This is a genomic window from Nonomuraea mangrovi (genome assembly GCF_042681425.1).
GTDB classification, from domain to species: domain Bacteria; phylum Actinomycetota; class Actinomycetes; order Streptosporangiales; family Streptosporangiaceae; genus Nonomuraea; species Nonomuraea mangrovi.
In genome coordinates this window covers 194,609-212,792 of sequence record NZ_JBHUFV010000043.1, presented here as the reverse complement: position 1 = coordinate 212,792, position 18,184 = coordinate 194,609, and the positions used below count along the sequence as shown (strand labels likewise).

The following is an 18,184-nucleotide window of genomic DNA, read 5'->3' as shown; positions in this document are numbered from 1 at the left end:
GTGGTCGCGCCCCTGGCTGTCCGGGCCGCGGCCTGGCACCTGCCCGACCGGTCCACGCCCCTCACCGCACTCCCCGAACTCCCGGCCCTCACCCCGCAGGAGCGGGAGACCCTGACCGGCCTGGGCATCGAACAGGTCCTGACGGACGACACCCTCGACGACCATGACCTGGCGGCCACCGCAACCCGGCAGGTCCTGACGGACACAGGACTGCGCCCCGAGGACATCGACGCTCTGATCCTGGTGGAGCCGCGCGCCCCGCAGGACCTGCTGATCTCGGCGGCGACCCGGCTCCAGGAGACGCTAGGCCTGCACCAGGCCCTCACCTTCTCGGTGGGCGGCCTGGGCTGCGCATCCCTGACCCCCGCGCTCCTGGCAGCGCGCGGACTGCTCGCCGCCGACCCCGAGCTGCACCACGTACTGGTGGCCCACGGCAGCAAACCGGCGACCCCGGGCCGCTACCGCCACCCGGTCACCCTGAACGGCGACAGCGGCCAGGCACTCCTGCTCGCCCGCACGGGCCCCGTCCGGGTGCTCGACCTGCTCCAGGAGACGAACGGTTCGTACTGGGACCTCTTCCGCGTCGACTTCCGCGACAGGTCGGTGGCCGACTGGCGCGAGGAGTGCCGGAACACCGCCGACTACTCCTTCCGCCTCGCGGTGGAGTCCCGCAACAGGCTGCGCGACCTGCTCGCACGCCTCCTGGAACGCAGCGGGATGCGCCCCACGGACCTGGCGGGGCTGGCCGTGCAGAACCTCTCCGCGGGCGGTCACGCGTTCGTCCGGGAGACGCTGGGAGTGGAGCTCCTGCCCTCCTGCGCGGAGAACCTGCGGCGCTACGGACATCTGGGCTCGAACGACTCGCTGTTGAACCTCTACACGGCGCGGGAGGACAAGCACGTGGTCGACGGAGACCGCGTCGTGGTGGTCAGTACGAGTCCAGTCGCCGCGTGGAGCATCCTGCTCGTCGAAATCGGCCACACCGGCGCAACCACACACCTTCTCTAAGGGCAGGAAGAGCGTGAAGCAGGCCATTGACGTAGAGATCCAAGGATTCCTCGAATCCGCCCTGGGCCAGGCAATCACCCCCGACGAGGACTATTTCGCCAAGGGAATCGCGGATTCCCTCTTCGCCCTGGAACTGGTCACGTTCCTGGAGCACAGGTTCGGCTTCGAGATCGGTGTGGACGACCTGAGTCTGGACCACTTCCGTACGGTGTCCGATGTCGCCGCCTTCGTCAGGAAGAAGACAGCCTCGTGATCGGCGCCGAGGCCGCCGGCTTCGCGCGCTTCGCGGCCGCGCACGCCGGCGACTGGGACCGGCACGGACGGCTGCCCAGGGACGTACGCCAAGCTCTGGGCAGGACGGGACTGCTGGGCGCCGACATCCCGGCCCGGTACGGCGGGCTTGGCGGCGACCAGGCCGACCTGGGCGAACTCTGCGCACAGATCGGCGGAGCCTGCAGCGCGCTGCGCGGCCTGGTCACCGTCCAGGCGATGGTCGCGGCTGCCCTGTCCCGCTGGGGGACCGACGCGCAGCGCACCCGCTGGCTGCCCGGCCTGGCCACCGGACGCACGATCGCCGGATTCGCCGCCACCGAACCCGGCGCGGGCACCGACCTGGCCGCCGTACGCACCCAGATCCGCGAGGACGGCGACTGGATCCACGTGACCGGCACCAAGAGATGGGTCACCTTCGGCCGCACGGCGGACGTCTTCCTGGTCCTCGGCGCCTCGGCGGGCCGTCCCACGACGGTCCTCGTCGACGGGCGGCTGCCGGGAGTCCGGCGCGAACCCGTCGAGGGCCAACTGGGCATGCGGGCCGCCGAGATCGCGCACCTGAGCTTCGACGACGTCCGGGTGCCTCGCGACAATCTCGTGGCGCCCGTGGGCCTGGGCTTGTCGCACGTCGTGGCCACCGCCCTGGATCACGGGCGGTTCACCGTCGCCTGGGGATGCGTCGGCATGGCCGAGTCCTGCCTGGACGCGGCGGCCGCACACGCCGTCCGCCGCACCCAGGCCGGGATCGCGCTCGCCGAGCACCAACTGGTCAGGGCGGAACTCGCGCGCGCCGCGGTGGAGAGCGCCGCCGCCCGCGAACTGTGCGCGCGGGCCACCCGGCTGCGTACCCAGCGCGCCCCCGAGGCCGTGGCCGCCACGATCATGGCCAAGTACGCGGCGGCCCGGGCGGCGGGCTCGGTCAGCCGGGCCGCGGTGCGGCTGCTCGGCGCGGCCGGCTGCGATCCGGACAGCGCCGTCGGACGCTTCTCCCGTGATGCGCAGGTCATGGAGATCATCGAGGGCTCCGCCCACGTCGCGGAGCTGCACATCGCCGACCGGTTGCTGCGACGGCACAGCTTTCAGCCCGGCGCCCCCGCCCGCGATCTCGCGAAGACGGCCCCAAGACCTCAGCCCCGCGATTTCGAGAAGGAGACCGCCCCATGACCGCAGAGGTGAAGTGCCTGGTGTGGGACCTGGACGACACCCTGTGGGACGGCACGGTGCTGGAGGGCGACCGGCCCGTCCCGTTCCACGAGGCCGTGTCCGCGCTGCGCACCCTGGACGAACGCGGCGTCCTGCACGCCGTGGCCAGCCGCGGCGACCGTGCGAGAGCCCTGGACCACCTGATCGAACAAGGGCTGGACGGCCTGTTCACCCTGGAGGAGATCGGCTGGGGTCCCAAGTCGGAAGCCCTGCGCCGGATCGCCGACACCCTCGGCATCGGTGTCGACAGCGTGGCCTTCATCGACAACGACCCGCTGGAACGCGCGGAGGTGAGTGCCGCCCTGCCCGCCGTACGTACGTATCCGGCGGAAGCCGCGGGCTCCCTCGCCGGACTCCCGGAGTTCCGTACGGGACCGGTGACCGAGGAGTCCAGGCAGCGCCGCCTGCTCTACCGGCGGGAGGCCGAGCGCAGGCGGGCGAAGGAGAGCTACACCGGCCCCCCGGCGGAGTTCCTCGCCACGCTCGGCCTGGAGCTGGCCGTACGCAGAGCAGACGAGCACGACCTCGTCCGGGCCAGCGAGCTGACCGTTCGCACCCACCAGCTCAACACCACCGGCCGCACCTACGACTTGGCGGAGCTGCGCGCACTCTGTGACTCGCCCTCCCACCAGGTGCTCGTCGCCGACCTGACCGACCGCTTCGGCGCGTACGGCACCGTGGGGCTGGCCCTCACTGAGCACCGCGAGGACACGAGCTGCCTCCAGCTCCTGCTGCTGTCCTGCCGGGTGATGTCACGCGGGGTGGGACCGGCGCTGATCGGCCATCTGGTGCGGGACGCGCTGGCCACGGGCCGCCGCCCCACCGCGGAGTTCGTCCCGACGGAGGTCAACCGCGTCATGCTGGTAAACCTGAGGTTCAGCGGATTCGAGGTACTGAGCCGAACCGGAGACACCCTGCTCCTCGGGTACGGCAGCGCGAGCCCCCCACCGGCGACGACCGGTCCGGTACGGGTGGTGTGCCGATGACACCCCCTACGTCAACCTCACGCCGCATTTTGGCCGGTCAGTTGCTAGGTGAGGGCTGCTGCGGACCTGTGTTGTTCGGGGTCGTACGGCCTGCCGTCGAGCCAGCAGCGGTAGATCACGCGGATCCAGGCGTGGGCCAGGACGCGAATGGCGTGCGGGTGGTCCTTGTTCGAGGCGCGTGCCTGCTCGTAGATCTTCTTGGCCCAAGGGCTGGCGTGCCGGCTGTTGTCGGCGAAAGTGGTCATCGCCTGGCGGAAGCGTTTGTTGCAGGCCCAGCGGAAGTGCACCGCGCGGTGCTTGCCGGACTCTTTGGTGACCGGGGTGCACCCGGCCAGCACGGCAACCGAATCGGCGCTCTCGTCAGCTGGACGGCAGTCGCCCTACTCGGTGAGCATCTGGGCGGCGTTGATCTGACCCGACCTTGGCAGCGACGTGAAGACCTCACCGTCCGGATGCTCCCCGAGGTGGGCGGCGGTCGACCGATCGAGATCCTTGATCGCCGGCCGCGCCGCCGAGGTCGGGGTGGGATAGCGGGTCAAGAACTCCAGGCTGATCCGCGATTCGACGTCGGCGAACAGCGCCAGGGCGCCGGGCCAGTAGGCGGCAAGCAGAGCCGACACCTGGTTGGTGGCCGCCACCCGGGCCTCGACCAGATCACCGCGGGTGCGTACCACGGTGCGCACGGCCTTGGTGTGGTCGGAGTACGGCGCGGCCACGCGCAACCGACGCTGACGAGCCCGCAGATAATCCGCGACCACCTCGGCATTCCTGAGATCGTTCTTGGCGCCCGAGGGCCCCTCACTCTCGCGCCACACCTTGATCGCGTTCGGCTTGACCGGGACCACGGGATGCCCGGCCTCCAACAGCAGATCGACCAGGCGGCCGTTCGGGCGCCCGATCGCGATCGGAAGCTGCCCGGCCGGGCCGAACTTGGCCGGACGGCGCACCAGGCGGGCGATCGCGTCCGCCGCATGCCCGATCACGAACCCGGTCACCACCTCCCCGGACGGGTCCATCACACAGACCGCGTGCTCATCGACGGCCCAGTCGACTCCGACGAACATCAGCGCCCGGGGCAGCGCAAGCGACACGACAACTCCTCACGGCGGCAGCGACGACTCGGCGAGGAGGCTGACAGCTGGGTGGTCACTAACCGGCGTTCTACGGCGCGTCCCTCTGTTGCCAGTTCACAGCCCCGGGAAAATCGGGGGCGGCGGTGTCATCGAGGCCCTTCACAGGCGACCGAACCAGGCCGTCACCCCGGCTCCCGCCGAGTCCCTTCCACAAGACCCTATGCGGGCCCCGCAGTAAGGATGGTGCCCTAGTGACCGGGGTTGGCATCGTCGGCGCCGGGACCATGGGCGTGGGCGTGGCCCAGTGCGCGGCCGAAGCGGGACACCAGGTGGTGGTCGTCGACAGCGACCCCGCCGCACTGGCAGCAGGGCCCGTACGGCTGCGCGACGGCATTCGGATGAGCCGCCTGCTCGGGCGCACACCACTCGAGCCCAAGGGCGCGGCAGAACGGGTGCGCTGGGTGCGCGACCCTGCTGAGCTGCACGAAGCCGGATTCGTCGTGGAATGCGTCCGCGAGCGGATCCCCGTCAAGGAGGCCGTCCTGCGGCGCCTCGACGAGGTCTGCCCGCCGGAGACCGTCTTCGCGTCCTGCACGTCCGCCGTGCCGATCACGTTGCTGGCCTCGTACACGAACAGGCCTGACCGGGTCATCGGCACGCACTTCATGAATCCGGCGCCGCTGAAGGACGCGGTCGAGGTGATCAGGTCGCCGCTCACCGGGGCGGAGACGCTGCGCCGTACGACCGAGCTGCTCGGCACGATGGGCAAGGAGGCGATCGTCGTCGGCGACGCGCCGGGGTTCGTGTCGAACCGGGTGCTGATGGCCACAGTCAACGACGCGGCCCGGGTGGTGCAGGAGGGTACGGCTGACGCGGCGGCGGTCGACCGGATCTTCCAGGAGTGCTTCGGACACGCGATGGGGCCACTGCGCACGGCGGACCTCATCGGGCTGGACACCGTGGTGGACTCGCTGCACGTCCTTCTCGAATGCACGGGCGACAAGGGCTTCGAGCCGTGCGAACTGCTCGCCGAGCTGGTGGCGGAGGGGCGTACGGGACGCAAGAGCGGCCGTGGGTTCCATACCTACCGGACTATCCAGGCCGGGAACCCTGTACCGCTTCATAACTTATCGCGTGGTGCTTGATCTGCGGTTCTGACCTCCAAACACCGTGCGGGCAAGATCGCGGATTGTGTCGGCTCGTCTGCTGTATCTGACCTTGATTCGGGTGTTCGGTTGGCTGGTGTTGCTGGGGCGAGGTCGGACGTCGAGATCATGGTGCTCCGGCCTGGATCCCGGCGCAGGGAAAGGGCTGCTCCTCGTTTCAGACACCGCTCAGGCCAGCAGGCGAGCCAGGCCGCGGCGGTCGTTGACGCCGAGCTTGGCGTAGATCCGGCACAGGTGGTTGCCCACCGTGCGCTGGGACACCGTGAGCAATTCGGCGATCTCCCTGTTGGTCAGGTCCCACGAGGCCAGGCGGGCGACCTCGCGTTCGCGGGCGCTCAGCTGAAGGTCCTCCTGGTCGTCGCTGCTCCGCAACCGGATGACCTTCGCCAGCCGGTGACGGGTCCGGACGGGTCCCGGCCAGGTCCGGATCACGTGCGCGTACAGGGGGTGACGCAGCCGCACTCGGGCCGCGGAACGTTCCACCATGATCAGGCCGCGCCGCTCCAGCCGCTCGGCGGCCTCGGCGGACACCAGCTTGAGCAGCGCGTCGAGGTCCAGCGGCAGGCCGAAGGCGACGAACTCCAGCACCTCGCGCTCGGCCTCGTCCACCTCTCCGATCGCCTCCTCGATCAGCTGCCGGAGCCGGTCGGTCAGCTCGATCTCCCCCTGCCACCGCCACAGGCCGCCGCTATGCGAGAGCCGCCCGGAGCGTACGAGTTCGACGAGGAACCGCGGGTTGCCCTGGGCGGCGTGCCAGAGCCGCCGGACCGTCAGCCGCTCCACCTGCCCGCCGAGCATCCCGGCCAGCAGCTGCGCCGTCTCGTGGACGGACAGCGGTCCAAGGTCGAGGCGGCGCAGGATGCCGTCCTTCCACAGCGCCAGCAGCGGGCCCGGGATCGGCGCGCCCGCCAGCGCGCTCGCCGCCAGCCGTACGCCCAGGTGCCTGACCAGGTGAGCGGCCAGCGCCGCCGAGGACGCGTCGAGCAGGTGCGCGTCTCCTACCACGAGGACCTCCCCAGCGAGGCGCTCCGCCGCCCAGCCGACCGGGTTGACCGCGTTGACCGGGTCGGGCGTACCGGGCAGCAGGTGCGCGAACGCGCCGAACGACGTCTCGGGGGCCGTGCCCACCACCCGCACCACGGATTCGCGCCACGGGACCGCCTCGGCCAGCAGCCTGCTTCTGCCCATCCCGGCCTCGCCGACGACCAAGATCCCCGTGCCTTCGTGCAGCGCGGCCCGGATCGCCTGGCGCTCTGCCGTACGGCCCGCGAACGGCACGTCAGCGCACACGTGGTCCGACCTCCTTCACGCAGCCGGTGTTCCGGAGCGGGGCGGCCGGATCGTCGATCCAGGCGTTGCGGATAGGGCGGGGGCAGTCTTCGCGGTAGGCGCCGTAGTTGCCGAACGGGATCTCCAGAAGGCGAGCGCGGGTGAGCGAGCTCGTCGCCGCCGCCACATCCTGCGCCGAGCCGCTGAAGGTGTTCAGACCACCGATGGTGATCAGCGTGGGGATGTCGGAGGCGACCGGCTCGCCGGACGGCGCCTCGCCGGCGGGCCAGACGGTGCACGCCTCCGCGTGCGGTCCGGCAGCATGCGGGCAGGTCAGCGAGTAGTACAGGCCGTGCGTCAGCCCGCCGGCGCACTCGGGCATGAACCCCACGCACATGCCCTCGTCGCTGGCCAGGCCCGCGGCGGCGCTCGCCCAGTCGGGAGGTCCGGTCACGAGTTCCGCGACCGTTTGGAGGTTGCCTCCGTAGCCCAAGGCGGAGGTGACCAGTCTCGTGAGCGCCACGTCGTCCACGACGACCTTGACGTCCCTGCCCGAGGCGGACCGCGCGGTGACGGTGACCGGCTCGTCGCGAAGCCGGGCGAGAGCCTCGTCGAACGAGCGGGGCAGGTCCTTGGTCAGCGCCCGGCAGCCGGGAGCGTCGGCGCACAGTTGGCCGGCCCTCGCGAGCACCTCGCGCAGGCGGTTGTCCGGGTCGACCCGCAGGTTGGGGAGGGCGGGGCTGTCCAGGACGACAGAGCGGATGTGCTCGGGATAGCGGCGCATGACCTCCAGGGCGAGGAGTGACGCGGTGCCGAAGCTCGTGAGGTTGACCTGTTCCAGGCCGAGTGCCTCGAGCAGATCAGCCACGTCCGCCGCGCTTTCCCGCAGACTGTAGGCGGTCAGGTCGATCCCCCGTCGCTCCAACCGGGTACGGCAGGCCCGCACACCCTCCAGCAGCGGCCCCTTCGCCTCCGCCATCCGCAGCCCGGCCAGTTCAGGAGCGATCGCCCGGACTTCCGGGCAGGCAAGGCTGGGCTCCGACAAGCCGATGCCCCGCTGGTCGAGGAAGATCACAGAACGGTGGGTCCGCGGCGCGAAGGGCGCCAGTTCTCCGTAGTTCTTGCGCTGCCCCAGCGTCTCGCCCACCACCACCATGGGATCGGGCGACGCCGTCCCGGGTGGTCCGAAGCGGATGACGAACAGCCGAACCGTCGCCCCGTCGCGCGTGGCCCGTGACTCCGGCACCGTCAGGTAGCCGCACGAGGGCTCGACGCCGACGATCTCCGCCAGGACGTCCGCGGGACAGGCGATGCCCTGATAGCCCAGCCGTGGCGTGGGCTGCTTGGCGGGTGCCTGGCTGCAGGCGGTCGCCGTCAGAAGCAGCAGGACCGCGATGATGGCGCGCATCAGGACACCTTCTCGAAGGGAGCACTGTGGAAGAAAATGGTCTGCGCCATCAGCTCGCCCGTCCTGCTGTCGCCGGCCATACCCTCGCAGGTGTCCTCTGTCATCTTCAGCCGCAGCTGGGTACCGGAGAGCCGGTAGGTGTAGGTGACCGTCCCGCAGGCGTCCGTGGCCGCCACGGTCCCAACGTCGATCACCCGGTAGGTGCCACTCCAGCCCAGTTCATCTGGCCCCCCGTTGAAGGACTGGAACTGTGTCCAGCGGCCGCTCTGCGCCTTCACCGTGAAGACGACCCGATCCTGCGACGACATCCGCCCCGTGACGCCCTCGATCTCTTTGGCGTCGAAGCCGCCTTCCTCCAACACCGCCTCGATCCGGTCCCGCCCGACAGGGGACGTCCGATAGGTGCCCTCAGGCAATCTCGCCTCGACGGCCGCCGAGGAGCCAGGCGATAAGGCGCGCTCCTTGGCCGCCGTATCCGCGCACGCGGTCAAAGCCAGCCCGACGAGCAGTGCTGCCGACCAGTGATGCTTCCTCATACCCGTAGACAGACCCGATGCGGCGGGAAGGTTTACCGGTTCCACGTGCTCGTAGTCAACAACATCCGCCGCGCCGCACAGGTGTCCTCCACGACCGTGAAGATCAGCACGTCACCGTCACGCCGCCAGCCGTACAGCCCCTCTCCCGTGCACAGGTCGTTGTAGAAGAGGTTGGTACGCAGCCGCTGGTCGTCGAGCCGGACGTACGTGCCCGCGGGACCGGGCCCCCTGATCGTGAGCCCCGGCGGCCCGCCGACATTGGCGGACCCGTCGGCCCGGACGGTGAGGAACCACCTTCCGGCCAGGTTCAGCCCGGGCGTGTCCGGCAATTCGGCCGTGTACGTCGCCGCGAGCTCCCGCGTGACGGCCTCGTCCCGGCGCTCGGCCGAGATGGCCAGGAAGACGGGCACCAGGAGGACGATCATGGCCACCGCCACCGCCACCGCCACCGCCCCGAACAGCGGACGGAAAAGGCGGCGGCGCCGACGATGAAGCCATACCCGGACCAGCGCCCGCTCGGTGTCGGGCTCCACCCGGGCCGCGGCCGCGGCCAGCCCGTCACGGAGGCGCCGCTCAAAGGACATCGTCGACCTCCTCCTTCAGGAAGGCCGCCAGCCGCTGCCTGGCCTTGTGCAGGTGGACCTTGGCCGTCGACCGGGTGCAGCCCAGGAAGTCGGCGATCTCCGAAATCGGCCGGTCCTCGAAGTAGAAGAGCACCACCGCGGCGCGCTGGGCAGGCGGCAGTCGCAGCACCGCGGCGTGGACGTCCACCGGCACGTCGTCAGGCGTGGCCCAGCCGTCGCCGCGCCGTTCCAGCAGGTTGCGTAGGCGTTCGCGACGGGCGTGCCGCACGGCCATGCGGATGGCGACCCTGCGCACCCACGCTTCGGGCTGCTCGTACCGGGAGATCTTCGTCCAGCGTTCGAAGAGCTGGATGAACGCGTCCTGCGCGATCTCCTCCGCATGGCCGTGATCACGCAAGATCAGGTAGACCGTGCTCACAACACGCGGAAACTGCGCCCGGAAGAACCAGGCGAAACCCTCTTCGACGTCCCGCGTCACCTGCACCACCACAATCGGATACAGACATGAGACAGCCGCGGGGTTTACCAGGCAATAAGGATTTCGCCCGCTACGTCAGCGAGGAGCTTCACCCTAGAGTCGCTCAATAGGCCCACATCCTGAGTGTCCACGTGCGGTCGGCCCGAGGCGCGGTGTCGGTGTTGCCACCGGTCCGTTTCCTCGAGCCGCCGTCCCGAACCAGACGTGCGATTCTCACCGCATCCGGCTCTCTACGTGTCTTGCCCGGTGATCAGCTTGAAGCTGCCGGTTCGATGGTCCACGTCCACGGATTGGGAATGGCCGCTCCGCGATATCGGTAGCGGACGATAGCGACACCGGATGCGCCGCGGAAGGCTACCGATCCTTCAGCGAATCTCCAGCCCTGGTCGCAGAATCTCCGCAAGTGACTGCGAGGAATCCGGTGTTTGCGAAGGAGCCATCGAGCGATCCGCTGCCACGCATGGTGGTCGATCGCATCGAAGGTCTTCTTGGACACGCCGTGGCGGAAGTAGTTCGCCCACCCGGCCAGCTTCTGGCTCAGTCTCCTCAAAAGCGTGCCCAGACTCTGGTTCAGGGTGTGCCTGTAGGTCCGTTCCGAGATCCGATCCTTGATCGCCTGGACGGCTTTCCTGGACGGCCTCGTGTAGACGACGAGCTCGTTCGTGCCCCGTTTCCGCTGGCGGCGGATGTTTGGCCAAGAAAGTCGAACCCGTCGTCGATGTGGACCACGCGAGTCTTGTCCGCTGACAGACGCAGGCCGATCCGGGCAAGAACTTCTGGAGTTGACCCGGTTTGGTGGACGTCTGATCTCTGGGGAACCCTGGTTCCCGGAAGAAGGAGTCTGCTGTGCCGAACAACCATCCGCCGGAGACTGAGTCACACCATCGCCCCGTTCAAGAGTGGCCGATGATCTGGTGTGGCCGGTAGGGGGCCTCCAGTCGGGCCGTCTCCTCTTCGCTCAGGGACACATCCACCGCCGCGATCGCGTCGTCCAGATGACCCACCTTGCTTGCCCCGACGATCGGGGCGCTTACACCAGGCCTTCCGAGTAGCCACGCGAGCGCGAACTGCGCCGGAGGCAGGCCCCGTTCGCCAGCGACCGCACGCACCTCGTCGACGACGTCGAAATCTGCGTCCTCGTACATGCTGTCGGCCAGGCGGTCGCTGCCGGACCGGACCGTACGCCGCTGACCGTCGCGTCGGCGGCTCCCGGTGAGCAGTCCGCGCGCTAGCGGGCTCCACGGGATGACCCCCACCCCCTGATCCAGGCAGAGCGGGATCATCTCTCGCTCCTCCTCCCGGTACACAAGGTTGTAGTGGTTCTGCATCGACACGAACCTGGTCCAGCCTGCCGTCTGAGCAGTGTGCTGCGCTTTGGCGAACTGCCAGGCGTACATGCTGGAGGCCCCGATGTAGCGTGCCTTGCCGGCCCGCACCACGTCGTGTAGGGCCTCCAGGGTCTCCTCGATCGGCGTCTCATAGTCCCAGCGGTGGATTTGGTACAGATCGACGTAGTCGGTTCCAAGCCTGGTGAGCGAGGCGTCGATGGCGGCCAGCACGTGTTTGCGGGACAGTCCTCGGTCGTTCGGACCCGGCCCCGTCGGGAAGTAGACCTTCGTGGCGAGAACGTAGTCGTCGCGGCGCGCGAAGAGCTTGCTGAGCAGCCGCCCGGTGATCTCCTCGCTCGCGCCGTTGGAGTACATGTCGGCGGTGTCGAAGAATGTCACACCGGCCTCGACCGCGCGCCGTACGATAGGCATGGCCGCGTCCTCGCGCAGCAGCCACTCCCAGGAACCTGGATCGCCGTACGTCATCATGCCCAGGCAGATCCGGGAGACCTGCAGTCCCGATGAGCCCAGCTTCATGTATCGCATTTCGTCTTACCTTCTTGTGAGAGCGTGGTCTTCACCGCAGTTGGAGGAGGCCGAAGTTCCCGATGGAGCGCGACTGAGAGCACCACGAGCCCGACTCCGGCGAGCTCGGCGAGTGAGGGGAGTTGCCTGAGCACCACGATGCCGATCATCGTTGCCGTGGCCGGAAGCAACGCCACCAGCAGCGCGTACGTGGAGCGAGCCATGCGTGCCATAGCGAGTTGGTCGCACACGTACGGGATCACCGACGAACAGATCCCCACCCCGATCCCGGCGGCGAGCGTGATCGGGTCGATCACCGCAGGAGCGGCCTGCCCAACCGCCACCGGCGCGACGAACACACAGGCGACGAGCATGGCGGCGGCCAGACCGTCGATGCCGCTGACGCCGCCCAGACGCCGAGCCGTACGGTGGGCCAGCACGATGTAGGCAGCGAACAGCACCGCGTTGGCGAAGGCGAACACCAACCCCAGCGGCTCCCCGGCCAGCCGGATGCCGGTCAGCACGTAGACACCGCCGACGGCTGCCACGAGTGCCATGAGGTTACGTGCCGTACGGGCACCGAGCGCGGCCAGCACGATGACCGGCAGAAACTCGATCGCGGCGACGGTTCCCAGGGGTACGCGGGCGATCGCCAGGTAGAAACACACGTTCATCGCCGCCAGCACCGCGCCCCAGGCGATGATCGTACGACGACCCTCGGCATCGAGCCGGACGAGAGTCCGCCAGGGGCGACGCCAGAGCGCGAAAACAAGTGCGGCGCTCCAGATCCTCAGCGCCGCGATCCCGAGCGGGGCGAGCCTGGTGAACAGGAGCACGGCGAAAGCCGGGCCGAGGTAGTGGAAGACGGCGCTCCCGATGAAGTAGGTCCACGGAGGCACCGCGGAGAGGACGGCGCGAGGGCCGGTTGTCGGCATGACCCCATCGTTGGCCAGGCCGTAATTTAGGAGAATGGCGAATCGAAAGATCAGACCCGAGCGGACATACGAACCAAAGGGAATCGACGCCCTCGACCTTCGTATCCTCGCCGAGTTGCAGGTCGACGCCAGAGTGAGCTTCGCTGAGCTGGGCCGCCGGGTCGCCTTGTCGGCCCCCGCGGTGGCGGACAGGGTGCAGCGGCTGGAGGAGACCGGAGTGATCACCGGCTATCGCGCTGAGGTCGACCCGCGGGCCCTGGGCTTTCCGGTCACAGTGATGGTTCGAATCCGCCCGGCGATCCGGGAACTCCAACGCATCTCCAAGATCGCCCAGGAAGTTCCCCAGATAGTCGAATGCTACAGAATGACCGGCGACGACTGCTTCTACTTCACGATGCACCTGCGGGCGGTCGACGAGCTCGAACCGATCCTCGACCTGTTCACCCCGTACGGGCACACGACCACATCTCTCATCCATACTGCGCCCGTGCCACGTCGCCCTCTGCCCCTGGAGTGAGACTCGGGCCCGTCTTACGGGCTTTCGGCGCGCTCTCCCGGTGCCGAAAGGTGGGTCAGCTCCAGGGGTACGACCGGGCCACGCTCAGCCGGGCAAGGTCACCGGCGTGACTGCCTCGTGCGCATCCCTGGTTCGATACAGACCTGCTGGAAGCGGGAAGCTGATTTCCCAGCTCAGGGCCTAATTGGGGTTGCTGGCGCTGGTGGCCAGGATGATGGGATGCCTTACGTGGGTGTGGCGCAACCCGCCTTACAAGATCTGTAGCTCACACCGGGACGTAACCTCTTCCTCGGTGCCCCAGTCTTTCAGCACAAGGCGCCGACTCCTGTAGCCCGCCACAGGCGGGCATCCGGCTGTTCGATACCGCGCCGCACTACGGCCTCGGGCTGTCGGAACGACGGCTCGGCGCCTTCCTGGCGAGGAGACCCCGCGAGTCGTTCACGCTCTCCACCAAGGTGGGCAGGTTGCTGGGCCCTGCCGAGGGCGGCGGCCGTGACGACCAGGGTTTCGACGTTCCCGCAGACCACCGGCGGGTGTGCGACTTCTCCGCCGACGGGGTGCGCCGCTCGCTGGAGGACAACCTTGACCGCCTCGGCCTCTCCTCGATCGACATCGCACGCGTACACGACCCCCCACCACTGGCAACAGGCAGTCGAGGAGGCTGTGCCCGCCCTGCTGGAGCTGCGTGGGCAGGGAGTCGTCAAGGGTGTCGGCGTCGGTATGAACCGGTGGCAGCCGCTCGCCCGTGCCGTCCGCGAAACCGACGTCGACCTGGTCATGCTCGCCGGCCGCTACACCCTGCTCGACCAGCCCGCCGAGGTCGGCCTCCCAGGCCTGCAGCGGGGTGCGGCCGCTCAGCATTCGGTGGGGACGTTCGGTGTTGTACCAGCGCGCCCAGATCGCGAACCTGGCGGCGAAGTGTTCGATCCGTATCGGCTTGACCTGTTGTGTGGGTCGCTGTCGTCCTGAGCGCTGGCGCGGGCGGCGAAGCGGTCGTCGATCGGCGCTCAACGTCGTAGACCAACGCCATGTGGAAGGCGGTCAGCACCGTGCCGGTGTGCGGGGTCACGGCGAGCGTCCACCCGAGCAGGGCGCGAGTGCCGTCGTCGACCACCGTGGTCAGCCACGGTTTGAGCGCCGGACCGCGCGGCGGCAGCACCACGATCGGCAGCTGCTTGTGGTCGGCTTCCCAGGTGTGGTTGCGCAGCGAGCGGGGCCGCGTCAGATACACCGAGGCCTGCCTGCGGCCTTCCTCGCCACGGATCCAGGCGGCCCGTTCGGCCGGGGTGAGCTGGCGGGCGAAGGCCTCCTGCAGCGTGCGGAGAGCCAGCGGCGTGGCCCCCGTCCAGCCCTGCCGCAGGAAGTCGGGCACCGCCACGCCGGTGATGGTGCTCAGGTCCCCGGTGATTCCCCGGTGATCGTGCCGTCTGCCACTGCGGCGCGGGCGCGATGCACGGCCGCGACGTTGCCGCGGAGGTAGACGAAGGCCTCCCGGTCAATCGGGGTGAGCGCGTAGGCGCGGCAGCCGGGCTGTCCGGTCCTGGCCTGCTGCGGCGGAGTTCTGCTCTGCTCATCGAGCCAGCGCCAGATCGTGCGCTCGGTGACCTTCAGGCCCCGGGCGGCCAGGCGGACGTGCTCGGTTGTCAGGGTTCCCGCAGTGCGCAGCGCGATCAGCCGCGTGACCGTGGCAGCGCGGCGTTCACGATCGACGGCCATGGCTACCCTCCCGGCTACGGCACTTCGCGGGGTGAGACGTCGGGCGTGTCCCCTCCGCTCCCACCCCACAGCACGGGAGCAACACACCCACACGGACCGCAGGCCGACAATGGATCGTCTCGGAAATCGGCACATCTACCGGCGAGATGGGCCACGGTGACCGGCGGACGATCGGGCGCGTGTGAGTTGCGGCTCGGCGAGGACTACGCCAAGATCTCCCACGGGCAGAACATCACATACGTGATGATTCTGCCACAAAATGGGTCATTTATGGCGTGGTGTGGGATGGACTTGGGGGAGCCGCGAAATGCGGGTGTTGTTGGCGACGTACGACTCGCGTGGGGGCGTCGAACCCATAGTGGGCCTCGCGGTGCGGCTGCGGGAGCTCGGTGCGGAGGTGCGGGTGTGCGCGCCGCCGGATGAGGAGTTCGCGAAGCGGCTGGCTGGCGTGGGCGTGCAGATGGTGCCAGTCGGCCCGGCGGTGCGCTCGCTGGCGACCGAGGCGCGACCGCCGGGGGCTGCGGGTTTCCAGCAGATCGTGGCCGAGCTGGTCGCCGCGCATTTCGGCACGCTTACCGAGGCGGCCGAGGGATGTGACGTGATGTTGGCGACCGGTGTGCTGCCGGCCGTGGCCTCCGCACGGTCGGTGGCTGAGAAGCTCGGCATCCCTTACGTGTATGCCTGCTACCAGGCGGTCACCCTGCCCTCGCCGCACCATCCGCCGGCCCCGCGGCCGTTTCGGCCGCTGCCGCCTGAGGTGACCGACCACCAGGCGCTGTGGGACCTGGACGCGGAGAGCTCGAACGTGCTGTTCGCCGAGATAGTCAACACTCACCGAGCCTCGATCGGCCTGCCACCGGTGGGCAACGTCCGCGACTACGCCTTCACCGACAGGCCGTGGCTTGCTGCGGATCCGATCCTGGGCCCGTGGCAGGAGCCGGCGGACCTGGACGTTGTGCAGACCGGCGCATGGTTCCTGCCGGACGAACGCCCGCTCCCGCCCGAGGTGGAGGCGTTCTTGGACGCCGGCACACCACCGGTCTACGTGGGCTTCGGCAGTATGCCCACGACGGGCTCGCACGACATGGCCAGGGCGGCCATCGAGGCGATCCGCGCGCAGGGCCACCGCGCGCTCCTGTCCCGTGGCTGGGCCGACCTGGCCCTGATCGATGACCAGGACGACTGCTTCACCGTCGGCGAGGCCAACCACCAGGCCCTGTTCAGCCGCGTGGCTGCTGTCGTCCACCATGGCGGGGCAGGCACCACCACGACGGCCACCTGGGCGGGCGTGCCGCAGGTGGTGGTTCCCCAGCAGACAGTGGACCAGACCTACTTTGCGAGCCGGGTGGCAGACCTGGGCATCGGCGTAGCCCACAACGGCCCGACCCCGACCACACAGTCGCTCTCAGCCGCACTCACAACAGCCCTGACCCCCGAGATCCGCGCGCGAGCGACCGCTGTGGCCGACACGATCCGCACCGACGGTGCGATGGTCGCCGCGAAGCTCCTGTTCGACGCGGTCGGCCACGAACGACCCCTTGACGCTTAAGAGAGCACGACCATGCGAAAGCTCACCTACTACGTCGCCACCACCCTCGACGGCTTCATCGCCGACCCCACAGGCGCCGACCCGTCCGGGCCGGGCGGGATCCTCACCCCCACCCCCGACTACGTCGAGCAGATCATCGCGCACTACCCCGAGACCCTGCCGGTCATGGCGCGCCAGGCACTCGGTATCACCGCGCCCGGCACCCGCTTCGACACCGTCGTCGAAGGCCGCCGCTCCTACCAGCTTGGCCTGGACATGGGTGTCACCAACGCCTACCCGCACCTGCGGCACTACGTCTTCTCCCGCACCCTCGGCCCGAGCCCGGACCCATCGGTGGACATCGTCGCCACCGACCCCGTGGCGAAGATCAGGGAACTCAAGGCCCAGGACGGCCTCGGGATCTGGCTAGTTGGCGGCGGCGAACTGGCCGGGGCGCTCCACTCGGAGATCGACGAGCTGATCCTCAAGGTCAACCCCGTCACCGTCGGCGCGGGCATCCCGCTCTTCGGCGACAAAACGCCCTTCAGTCCACACCACCACACCCTGACCGACAGCACCGCCCTGCCCAGCGGCGTCCTGTTCCTCACCTACACCCGGACGCCCACGCCGTGAACGAGGAACCGATGGACCGCTCCCTGATCAGCAGCATCGCCCATTCCGACCACCCGATCGCCGCCCCGGTAAGCGCCGCCAGCCTGGACAAGCTGCTACAGCGGACCAAGCTCCGCCAGGGGGCCCGCATCCTCGACCTCGGCTGCGGCGAGGCGATGTGGACCTTGCGGGCGCTGGAGCTGTTTCCCGGCTCGACCGCCGACGGTGTGGACATCTCCGCCAGCGCCCTGACCGCCGCGGCCAAGCACGCCGAGGCGCGCGGGCTGGGCGAGCGCATCCGGCTGCACGAGATGGGAGCGGCGGACTTCAGCGCTGCCGAGCCGTACGATCTCGTGCTCTGCGTCGGCTCCACGCACGCCTTCGACGGACTCACGCCGAGCCTGCAGGCGATCAGGCAGCTGACCCGGCCGGATGGGCTGGTGCTGGTGGGTGAGGGCTTCTGGGAGACGCCCCCATCGCCGGAGCTGGAGGCCGAGATCGGCCAATACCCCGACTTGGCCGGGCTTGTCGCCCAGGCCGAGGAGCCCGGGTATCGCACCGTCTACGCGCACACCAGCTCGTTGGGCGAGTGGGACGAGTACGAATGGTCGTGGACCGGCTCGCTGATCCGATGGGCGGTGGACAACCCGGGACCCGACGGCGACACCGCGCTCGCCGCCGCGCTGGAGCACCGTGACATGTGGCTCAAGGGCTACCGCGGCAAGCTCGGCTTCGTCACCTTGCTGCTGCGTCAGGCGTATTAGCCAGACCCATCCAGCGTCGGGGTAAACGCCTGCGGAGCTTGCCCTGATCATGCTCGAACATGGCAGCCGCCGGGCCCACCTGCTCGCCGTCACCGCCAACCCCACAGGCTCGTGGACCGCCCAGGCCGCTGACGATGAGCGCGGAAGAGCATCTCAAGCAGGTCGGCGCCGAGCTGGCCGACCTGGGTGTACGGATTTCCAGGATGATGGCAGTCTGCGCGGTCAGCCTTGTAGAGCTTCGCCTAGGCTGTGGGAGCTCCGGCCGCCAGGGCAGT

General features: G+C 69.2%; 20 protein-coding genes and 2 pseudogenes. 10 read left to right on the top strand and 12 right to left on the bottom strand.

What is annotated here, in order from left to right; genetic code table 11:
- Genes ACFSKW_RS29130 through ACFSKW_RS29115 form a run of 4 tightly spaced genes read left to right on the top strand, consistent with a single transcriptional unit; the run spans position 1 to position 3,470 of the window.
- A complete protein-coding gene (locus ACFSKW_RS29130) occupies positions 1 to 1,008 on the top strand; it encodes a 3-oxoacyl-[acyl-carrier-protein] synthase III C-terminal domain-containing protein (protein ID WP_379575655.1) in 1,008 nt (335 codons plus the stop codon).
- A gap of 13 nt (positions 1,009 to 1,021) precedes the next feature.
- Positions 1,022 to 1,261 carry an acyl carrier protein gene (locus tag ACFSKW_RS29125; protein WP_379575654.1) on the top strand — a complete coding sequence of 80 codons (240 nt, stop codon included), beginning with the start codon at positions 1,022 to 1,024 and terminating at the stop codon, positions 1,259 to 1,261.
- Entirely contained in the window at positions 1,258 to 2,445 is a 1,188-nt protein-coding gene (locus ACFSKW_RS29120; RefSeq protein ID WP_379575653.1) for an acyl-CoA dehydrogenase family protein, read from the top strand. The genes ACFSKW_RS29125 and ACFSKW_RS29120 overlap by 4 nt, the downstream gene beginning before the upstream one ends.
- Positions 2,442 to 3,470 (top strand): HAD-IIIC family phosphatase, encoded by a 1,029-nt coding sequence (locus tag ACFSKW_RS29115; protein ID WP_379575652.1) that lies wholly within the window; start codon positions 2,442 to 2,444, stop codon positions 3,468 to 3,470. The genes ACFSKW_RS29120 and ACFSKW_RS29115 overlap by 4 nt, the downstream gene beginning before the upstream one ends.
- A 44-nt stretch (positions 3,471 to 3,514) precedes the next feature.
- Here the strand turns inward: ACFSKW_RS29115 and ACFSKW_RS29110 are convergent.
- Both ACFSKW_RS29110 and ACFSKW_RS29105 read right to left on the bottom strand, forming a co-directional pair.
- Positions 3,515 to 3,817 (bottom strand): annotated as a pseudogene (locus ACFSKW_RS29110) (transposase); the annotation flags it as partial.
- Positions 3,818 to 3,850: 33 nt separating this feature from the next.
- Positions 3,851 to 4,561, bottom strand: a complete 711-nt coding sequence (locus ACFSKW_RS29105) for an IS110 family transposase (protein WP_379575651.1) — start codon at positions 4,559 to 4,561, stop codon at positions 3,851 to 3,853.
- A gap of 233 nt (positions 4,562 to 4,794) precedes the next feature.
- Here ACFSKW_RS29105 and ACFSKW_RS29100 point away from each other — a divergent pair, with 233 nt between their 5' ends.
- Positions 4,795 to 5,688, top strand: a complete 894-nt coding sequence (locus tag ACFSKW_RS29100) for a 3-hydroxyacyl-CoA dehydrogenase family protein (RefSeq protein WP_379575650.1) — start codon at positions 4,795 to 4,797, stop codon at positions 5,686 to 5,688.
- Positions 5,689 to 5,877: 189 nt separating this feature from the next.
- Here the strand turns inward: ACFSKW_RS29100 and ACFSKW_RS29095 are convergent, their stop codons facing one another.
- The 8 genes from ACFSKW_RS29095 to ACFSKW_RS29060 all read right to left on the bottom strand — a co-directional run bounded on the left by ACFSKW_RS29095 (position 5,878) and on the right by ACFSKW_RS29060 (position 12,772).
- Positions 5,878 to 6,999, bottom strand: a complete 1,122-nt coding sequence (locus ACFSKW_RS29095) for a helix-turn-helix transcriptional regulator (RefSeq protein WP_379575649.1) — start codon at positions 6,997 to 6,999, stop codon at positions 5,878 to 5,880.
- On the bottom strand, positions 6,989 to 8,386 hold the full coding sequence (locus ACFSKW_RS29090) for an alpha/beta fold hydrolase (protein ID WP_379575648.1): 1,398 nt from the start codon (positions 8,384 to 8,386) through the stop codon (positions 6,989 to 6,991). The genes ACFSKW_RS29095 and ACFSKW_RS29090 overlap by 11 nt, the downstream gene beginning before the upstream one ends.
- On the bottom strand, positions 8,386 to 8,967 hold the full coding sequence (locus ACFSKW_RS29085) for a hypothetical protein (RefSeq protein ID WP_379575647.1): 582 nt from the start codon (positions 8,965 to 8,967) through the stop codon (positions 8,386 to 8,388). The genes ACFSKW_RS29090 and ACFSKW_RS29085 overlap by 1 nt, the downstream gene beginning before the upstream one ends.
- Complete coding sequence (locus ACFSKW_RS29080; RefSeq protein ID WP_379575646.1) at positions 8,955 to 9,506, bottom strand: hypothetical protein; 552 nt, start codon at positions 9,504 to 9,506, stop codon at positions 8,955 to 8,957. Before ACFSKW_RS29080 ends, ACFSKW_RS29085 begins: the two co-directional genes overlap by 13 nt.
- Positions 9,496 to 9,984, bottom strand: a complete 489-nt coding sequence (locus tag ACFSKW_RS29075) for an RNA polymerase sigma factor (protein ID WP_379575645.1) — start codon at positions 9,982 to 9,984, stop codon at positions 9,496 to 9,498. Before ACFSKW_RS29075 ends, ACFSKW_RS29080 begins: the two co-directional genes overlap by 11 nt.
- A 250-nt stretch (positions 9,985 to 10,234) precedes the next feature.
- A complete protein-coding gene (locus tag ACFSKW_RS29070) occupies positions 10,235 to 10,864 on the bottom strand; it encodes a group II intron maturase-specific domain-containing protein (protein ID WP_379575644.1) in 630 nt (209 codons plus the stop codon).
- Between the two features lie 13 nt (positions 10,865 to 10,877).
- Entirely contained in the window at positions 10,878 to 11,858 is a 981-nt protein-coding gene (locus ACFSKW_RS29065) for an aldo/keto reductase (RefSeq protein ID WP_379575643.1), read from the bottom strand.
- Positions 11,846 to 12,772 (bottom strand): EamA family transporter, encoded by a 927-nt coding sequence (locus ACFSKW_RS29060; protein WP_379575642.1) that lies wholly within the window; start codon positions 12,770 to 12,772, stop codon positions 11,846 to 11,848. Before ACFSKW_RS29060 ends, ACFSKW_RS29065 begins: the two co-directional genes overlap by 13 nt.
- A 34-nt stretch (positions 12,773 to 12,806) precedes the next feature.
- Here ACFSKW_RS29060 and ACFSKW_RS29055 point away from each other — a divergent pair, with 34 nt between their 5' ends.
- Together ACFSKW_RS29055 and ACFSKW_RS29050 are read left to right on the top strand one after the other, a co-directional pair.
- Entirely contained in the window at positions 12,807 to 13,289 is a 483-nt protein-coding gene (locus tag ACFSKW_RS29055; protein ID WP_350808738.1) for an Lrp/AsnC family transcriptional regulator, read from the top strand.
- A 347-nt stretch (positions 13,290 to 13,636) separates the two neighbouring features.
- Positions 13,637 to 13,870: pseudogene (locus tag ACFSKW_RS29050) on the top strand (aldo/keto reductase); the annotation flags it as partial.
- Positions 13,871 to 14,064: 194 nt separating this feature from the next.
- Here the strand turns inward: ACFSKW_RS29050 and ACFSKW_RS29045 are convergent.
- The gene (locus ACFSKW_RS29045; RefSeq protein WP_379575641.1) at positions 14,065 to 14,667 is read right to left on the bottom strand and encodes a hypothetical protein; all 603 of its coding nucleotides are present in this window, start codon (positions 14,665 to 14,667) and stop codon (positions 14,065 to 14,067) included.
- A 14-nt stretch (positions 14,668 to 14,681) separates the two neighbouring features.
- Positions 14,682 to 15,005 (bottom strand): hypothetical protein, encoded by a 324-nt coding sequence (locus ACFSKW_RS29040; protein WP_379575640.1) that lies wholly within the window; start codon positions 15,003 to 15,005, stop codon positions 14,682 to 14,684.
- 307 nt (positions 15,006 to 15,312) lie between these two features.
- Here ACFSKW_RS29040 and ACFSKW_RS29035 point away from each other — a divergent pair, with 307 nt between their 5' ends.
- From ACFSKW_RS29035 to ACFSKW_RS29025, 3 genes are read left to right on the top strand one after another with little or no spacing between them, the layout of a single operon-like run.
- The gene (locus ACFSKW_RS29035) at positions 15,313 to 16,554 is read left to right on the top strand and encodes a glycosyltransferase (RefSeq protein ID WP_379575639.1); all 1,242 of its coding nucleotides are present in this window, start codon (positions 15,313 to 15,315) and stop codon (positions 16,552 to 16,554) included.
- Positions 16,555 to 16,566: 12 nt separating this feature from the next.
- The gene (locus tag ACFSKW_RS29030; RefSeq protein WP_379575638.1) at positions 16,567 to 17,166 is read left to right on the top strand and encodes a dihydrofolate reductase family protein; all 600 of its coding nucleotides are present in this window, start codon (positions 16,567 to 16,569) and stop codon (positions 17,164 to 17,166) included.
- A gap of 11 nt (positions 17,167 to 17,177) precedes the next feature.
- The gene (locus ACFSKW_RS29025; RefSeq protein WP_379575637.1) at positions 17,178 to 17,909 is read left to right on the top strand and encodes an SAM-dependent methyltransferase; all 732 of its coding nucleotides are present in this window, start codon (positions 17,178 to 17,180) and stop codon (positions 17,907 to 17,909) included.
- Positions 17,910 to 18,184: the final 275 nt, after the last annotated feature.